General features: G+C 53.4%; 4 protein-coding genes. All 4 read left to right on the forward strand.

What is annotated here, in order from left to right:
• The first annotated feature begins 64 nt into the window (after positions 1–64).
• On the forward strand, positions 65–292 hold the full coding sequence (locus Q2B33_RS22620; protein ID WP_300567201.1) for a hypothetical protein: 228 nt from the start codon (positions 65–67) through the stop codon (positions 290–292).
• A 59-nt stretch (positions 293–351) separates the two neighbouring features.
• Positions 352–2,328, forward strand: a complete 1,977-nt coding sequence (locus Q2B33_RS22625; protein WP_300567198.1) for an ABC transporter ATP-binding protein — start codon at positions 352–354, stop codon at positions 2,326–2,328.
• A gap of 140 nt (positions 2,329–2,468) precedes the next feature.
• Positions 2,469–2,852 carry a BlaI/MecI/CopY family transcriptional regulator gene (locus Q2B33_RS22630; protein WP_296460839.1) on the forward strand — a complete coding sequence of 128 codons (384 nt, stop codon included), beginning with the start codon at positions 2,469–2,471 and terminating at the stop codon, positions 2,850–2,852.
• A complete protein-coding gene (locus tag Q2B33_RS22635; protein WP_300567193.1) occupies positions 2,849–4,996 on the forward strand; it encodes a M56 family metallopeptidase in 2,148 nt (715 codons plus the stop codon). The genes Q2B33_RS22630 and Q2B33_RS22635 overlap by 4 nt, the downstream gene beginning before the upstream one ends.
• The last annotated feature ends 1,672 nt before the right edge of the window (positions 4,997–6,668 follow it).

The following is a 6,668-nucleotide window of genomic DNA, read 5'->3' on the forward strand; positions in this document are numbered from 1 at the left end:
CATATATTAACATAGATTCCAAAAATATACAAATTATTTCACGACAGTTCCTAAGTATTATGAGATGACCAAAGACAAGACCAGCATCTTCATTTCCCATAGATTAAGCTCCACCAAGTTCTGCGACCGCATCCTGTATATGGAAAAGGGGCGGATCACGGAGGAGGGCGACCACAGGCAGCTGATGGAAAAACAGGGGGCCTATGCCGCCATGTTCCACACCCAGGCACAGTATTACAAGAAGGAGGGGAGTTCCGATTCCCTACAGTGCGGCGATGCGGAACTGGGATAAATGGAATAAAATGTCGAACTTAATTAAGGAAAAAAGACACAGTGGAGGAAAGGCATTTCATGAAAGAAAAGCATTCCGTAAAAGAAGAAGATTCCATGACAGAAGGACATTCCGGAGAAGAAAAGGCCTCTGTCAAAAAAGAGAAGGGCTGGATTTGGGGAAAGCTGGAGAAATCTCTGGAATATCATAAGACAGGATTTGAACTGCTGAAGATTGCCCACAAGGTGGACTCATCGGTGATTCCACTGCGCATCATCAACAGTGTGCTGGGGGTAGCGGGCGCGTATCTGAACCTGTACCTGACGGCGCGGCTGATCGACACCTTGCTGGTAGGACGGTTTCAGGAAGGATTCTGCTGCGCATGCGCGGTGGTGGCTTCGGGGCTGCTCTTCGGAGTGGCAGGGGGACTGGTGGAAAAAGCCTATGCCAGGTCTTTCCAGCGCTTCACCATTGCGTTTACCGTCATGATGCGGGAGAAGACGACGTTTCTGGATTATGAGACCATGGAGCAGCCACAGGTGTCGGATAAGATATTCACCTCGGAGCGCACGGCTCAGATGTATGGCGGCCTTGGCTCTATCATCAACAACTACCAGGGGATGCTGTCAGGTCTGCTGGAGGTGGCGGGTGCCGTGGGATTGATTGTCGCGCTGTGCTTCAGCAGACCGTCATCGGAGGGGTCGCTGCTGTCTTTTGCGGCGCGTCCGGCCGTGTCTGTGCTGCTGTTGCTTCTGTTCCTGTTCCTGACTGTGGTTCTCCGGAAAAGGGAGAGTTCCAGAATGGTCAGAAGCACGAAGAAATATCTACAGAAGCACACCGGAATGGAGATGCAGCTTACCTATCTGCTGTCCAGGGTGATGATGAACCTGCAGGCGGCAAAAGTAATCCGCATCTATGACATGAAAAAAATGCTCATGGAAAACGCCAGGAGATGCAATGATGAGAGTGACCGATTCTATGGTGATTTATGTCATAATGAAATCACAGGTGCGGTGAAAGCCACACTGGTCAATGGCGTTTTCACCGTATTCAGCTATCTCTTCGTGGCGTTGAAAGTGCTGGCGGGAGCCATTACCGTAGGGGGATTCACCCAATACGCAGGTGCCATGACAAAGCTGGCAAACGGTTTGCATGGGGTTACATGGAACGGCAACATAATCAAGATGGCCACTACTTATATGGGAGACTTCCTGGAGCTGATGAAGATGGAGAACAGCCATGCGAAAGGCACGATTCCCGTGGAGAAGCGCCTGGACGGAGAGTACGAGATAGAATTCAGGGATGTGAGCTTCCATTATACCGGCAGCCAGGAGATGATTTTGAAGCATGTGAACTGTAAGCTCACCATGAAGAACAAGCTGGCGCTGGTGGGCAGGAACGGCGCGGGCAAGACCACTTTCGTGAAGCTCCTGTGCAGACTGTACGAGCCTACGGAGGGAGCCATCACTTTGAATGGCATCGATATCCGGAAATACAGGGAAGAGGAGTACAGGGAGCTGTTCGGCGTGGTGTTCCAGGACTTCAAGCTCTTTTCCTTCCCGCTGTGGCACAACCTTGCGGCGGGGTACGAGAGGGAGGATGACAAAATCCGGGACAGTCTGGAGCGGGCCGGTGCCTGGGATTTTGTAAAGAAGCTCCCCCAGGGGGCGGAGACGCTGCTGTTCAAGGACAGGGAGGGCGGCGTGGACATCAGCGGCGGCGAGGCCCAGAAGCTGGCCATTGCCAGGGCGCTGTACAAGGACGCACCCTTCGTGGTGCTGGATGAGCCTACCGCGGCCTTGGATCCCATCAGCGAAGCGGAGGTCTATACCAGGTTCCATGAGATGGTGAAGGACAAGACCAGCATCTACATCTCCCACCGCATGGCAAGCTGCCGGTTCTGCGACGATATCGTGGTATTTGAAGACGGACGGATAGTAGAACGGGGCAGCCATGAGGAGCTTCTGGCAAGGCAGGGGCAGTACGCCGGGATGTGGCATGCCCAGGCAAAGTATTATGTGGAGCAGGAGCCCGGGGTTCCCGTAAATTCATTCTGAAGAAGGAGCCGGACTTCCTCCTGCGTATTGGCCGCGCAGAAGGAAGCCCGGCTCCTCTGGCACATAGGGCTTGACAAAAGGATGACACAGTGTTATATTTTAATGGTCAACATTATGTCATACATATAGGAGGGCAAAATATGGCACAACAGATATCCGATGCCGAGCTTGAAATCATGAAAATCGTGTGGGCAAACCCCGAGGAGGTGACTCTGTTCCCCTATATCATGGAGGGGCTGGCGGCCAGGGGCAAGCCCTGTCAGAAGAACACCCTGATCGTGCTGCTGTCGAGGCTGATGAGCAAGGGCTTTCTCGGCGCCAGGAAAATCGGACGCCGCAACGAATATACCGCGCTTGTCTCCGAGGCGGAGTACCAGACGGCGCAGACGAAGAACTTCCTGGATAAAATCTATGAGGGGAGCGCCAAAGGCCTGGTCTCCAACCTGATTTTGGGCGACCTGCTGGCAGAGGAGGAATACGAAGAACTGAAAAGGCTGCTGGAGGAAGGGAGAGGACGATCATGAACCAGATTTTGAAACTCTTCCTGTCCATGTCTTTTTCCGGCAGTCTGCTCATATTGTTCCTGCTTTTGGGAAAAAGATTCCTGAAAGACAAAATCAATCGACAGTGGCAGTATTACATCTGGGCCGTTGTGGTTTTGCGGTTGCTGCTTCCTTTCGGGCCGGAGGCAAGCCTGCTGGGAAGAACCTATCAGGCTGTGGACCGTGCCGTCGCCCGGACCGTCCCGCTGCGGCAACAGTCCCTGCCGGATGCTCCGGAAAGCGTTCCGGCCCCTGCCGCGGGGAGAGGAACGGATAATGTGCATGGGGACAGCCCGGCAGGCGATTCTGCAGCGTTCCACCCGTTTCAGGACATTGGGACGCTGCTGATGGACCACATCTGGCTGGTCTGGCTGATGGCCGCGCTGGGGCTGATGATACGAAAGGCGACCATCTACCAGGGCTTTATACGGTATATCAAAGCCGGATCCGTCCCTGTTTCTGACATGGAAATGCTGGACCGGCTTTCCATGGCGGCGGAGCAGGCATCCGTAAAAAGGCCTATTGAATTATGGGTCAATCCACTGGTCTCTTCTCCGTTGCTGATCGGCTTTTTCCGCCCATGCATCGTGCTGCCAGGTACAGATGTTTCTGAAAAGAATTTTCAGTACATCCTCATGCATGAGCTGACGCACTATAGGCGGCGGGATATGTTCTACAAATGGCTGGTGCAGTTTACGGTCTGTCTGCACTGGTTCAACCCACTTGTCCATCTGATGGGCCGGGAAATCACAAGAGCGTGCGAATTTTCCTGCGATGAAGCTGTCCTGGCCAGAATGGGATACGAAAACGCACAGGATTATGGACAGACCCTGCTGGACGCCATGGCGGCGGTCTGGAGATACCGGGAAAACCCGGGAGCCGTCACGTTAAGCGAAAATAAACGGCTGTTGAAAGAGAGGTTGAGCGCTATCGTGAATTTCAGGGAGAAGTCAAAGGCGATGCGGTTTCTGACGGGGGCGCTGACGCTGCTGGTGATATCCGGGGCGGCTTTCATCGGCGTTTATCCCGTTGTCCAGGCAGGCAGTCCCGCGGGCGGCAATCCGGCGGCATATGATTCACAGGCAGTCAGCCCCCGGGCGGAAAAGGGCGGGCAGGGGGACATGGATGCGGTCGGCATCCAGTATTCTCAGATGGCGGAGAAGGGCTATGAAGCGTCCAGCCTGCCGTTGTTTCAATTGGCGTTCTGCAGGCTGGACGAGGCGGAACAGGGCGAGTGGCTGGACAGGATTTACGCGGATGGGGATTTCGCGTTCATGGGGGCCGCTGTCGCTGTGGCGGAGGAGGACTGCGCCGCAATCCGGAATTTGGCGGAGCGGATATATGAGGATGGGGAGATCGCTTTTTTCTCCATGCTGGCACCGCACATGAGCGAGGAGACATTGCTGGCCTGGCTGGACAGGGCCCTGGAGGACGGGGACATATCTTTCCAGTCCGTCCTGTTTGATGCCCTGGACCGGGACGAGGAATATGACGAACTGAAGGAAGCGCAGGAGGAAGCATGGGACGAAGCGCAGGCGGCGGAATACCGGGCCGCAGGCGTTACAATGGACGGAAAGGATTATTATTACCGGGAGCAGCTTGTGGACATTTTTTTGGATATGCGCCCCGGCAAAGCCTTTTACACGCTGAGTATGAATCCGGAGGGAACCGTCAATATCAGGATCCTGCGCAATGATGAGAATGAAATCACAGGCGTTGCCTATATGACGGAGGCGGAAGTGGCGGAGCTGCTGGGAGAAACAGGGGAGGATTCGAACGATGAAGCCGATGCGGAAACCATCCCTGTGGATTTGGATACCATAACGGCAGGGGAGTCTGTCTGCCTGGGGGAATACACGCTGGCCTTTGGGGACCGGATCAGGTATGACATTTCAGCGGAGACAGGAACGGGAATGACGGTCTTCTTCGACAGGGGCGAGAAGAACACGGTATACTGGGCCGCGCACAATCTGCGGCAGGAGGATGAACCGCTGAAATGTACCGCGGAGTTTATCGTCGAGCCTCCGATAAAGCCCGGAACTTTTAAACTGTACATCCAGGCTACGTACGACACGCTGAAGGAGGTGAAAGGCAGTATTTCCATCGTGCCGGCAGGCGCGTCCTGAGTTGTATGTAAGACTATCTGTAATAGCCGTCATAAAAGAAGCCGCCCAGTGGGATTTCTGGTTCCCGGGGCGGCTTCCGGGTTTGTTTTTGAAATTGTGGTTTTTGAAATTGTATGCAGATTATCATTGTAATGGCTCGGATAATCCGTTATACTAGGAAATACAGAGAAGGGGCAGATGGCGAAAGTTGCAGCGGCGAGGGTTACGGGCAGGGATTTTGCGGAGGGAGGCGCTTATGGAATGGAATAAAAGCATTCCACGGACAGTTGGTATCGGGATACAGGATTTCGCAAAGGTGGTCACGAACAATTGCTTTTACGTGGATAAGACGGATTTTATCAGGGAGTGGTGGGAGAGCAGGGACGATGTGACCCTGATTACCCGCCCGCGCCGTTTTGGCAAGACCCTGACCATGAGCATGCTGGAACAGTTCTTTTCCGTGGCATACGCCGGGCAGGGCGGCATATTCGAAGGGCTCTCCATCTGGAAGGATGAGGCGTACAGGGCGCTCCAGGGCACTTATCCGGTGCTCAGCGTATCCTTTGCCAGGGTGAAGGAGGCGAATTTTCCGGATGCACGGGCGATGCTGTGCGATATTTTGAGGAGCCTTTATAGCAGCCATTACTACCTGAGGTCAAGCGAGGTGCTTTCGGATCTGGACAGGGAATATTTCGACCGGGTGTTGAAACCGGATGTCAACAATGCCGATGCCACTTCTGCGCTTTATCATCTGTCGGAGTATATGTGTCGGTATTATGGCAAGAAGGTCATCATTCTTCTGGATGAATATGACACGCCCATGCATGAGGCTTATGTAGGGGGATACTGGGATGAGCTGGTGACTTTTTCCAGAAGCCTGTTCAATGCTACTTTCAAGACGAATCCCTTTATGGAGCGGGCTGTCATGACAGGGATTACGAGAGTGAGCAGAGAGTCTATGTTCTCCGATTTAAATAATTTGGAAGTCGTAACAGTTACTTCGAAAAAATATACGGACAGTTTCGGGTTTACTGAAGAAGAGGTTTTTGCTGCGCTGGATGAATTCGGCCTGTCTGACCGGAGAGAGGAAGTAAAGCAGTGGTATGATGGATTTGTCTTCGGAAACCGGACAGATATATATAATCCGTGGTCTATTATAAATTTTTTAGATAAAGGGAATGTGGGGGCCTACTGGGTGAACACCAGTTCCAACAGCCTGGCAGGAAAACTGATTCGGGAGGGCAGCCCGAAGCTTAAGACAGTGATGGAAGGGCTGTTGCAGGGAAGGACTTTCCGTACCCTGCTTGACGAGCAGGTTGTATTCAGTGAGCTGAATCAGGGTGAGGAGGCGGTTTGGAGCCTGCTGCTCGCCAGCGGATATTTAAAAGCAGTGCAGGCGGAGTTCAACACGGAATGCCTGGAGATGGAGTATGAGCTGAAGCTGACCAACCTGGAAGTCCGCATCATGTTCCTGCATATGATCAGGGGGTGGTTCGGAGGCTGCCGCATGGAGCACAATGCCTTTCTGCAGGCGCTGCTTTCTGATGATTTGGAGGGCATGAATGTATATATGAACGAGGTCTCCGGCGAAATGTTCAGCAGCTTCGACACCGGGAAGAAGCCCTCGGCGAAAGCCCAGCCGGAGCGGTTCTACCATGGTTTTGTGCTGAGATCGGAAGAGCACACGTCTGAA

This window comes from uncultured Acetatifactor sp. (genome assembly GCF_948601915.1).
Lineage (GTDB): Bacteria > Bacillota > Clostridia > Lachnospirales > Lachnospiraceae > Acetatifactor.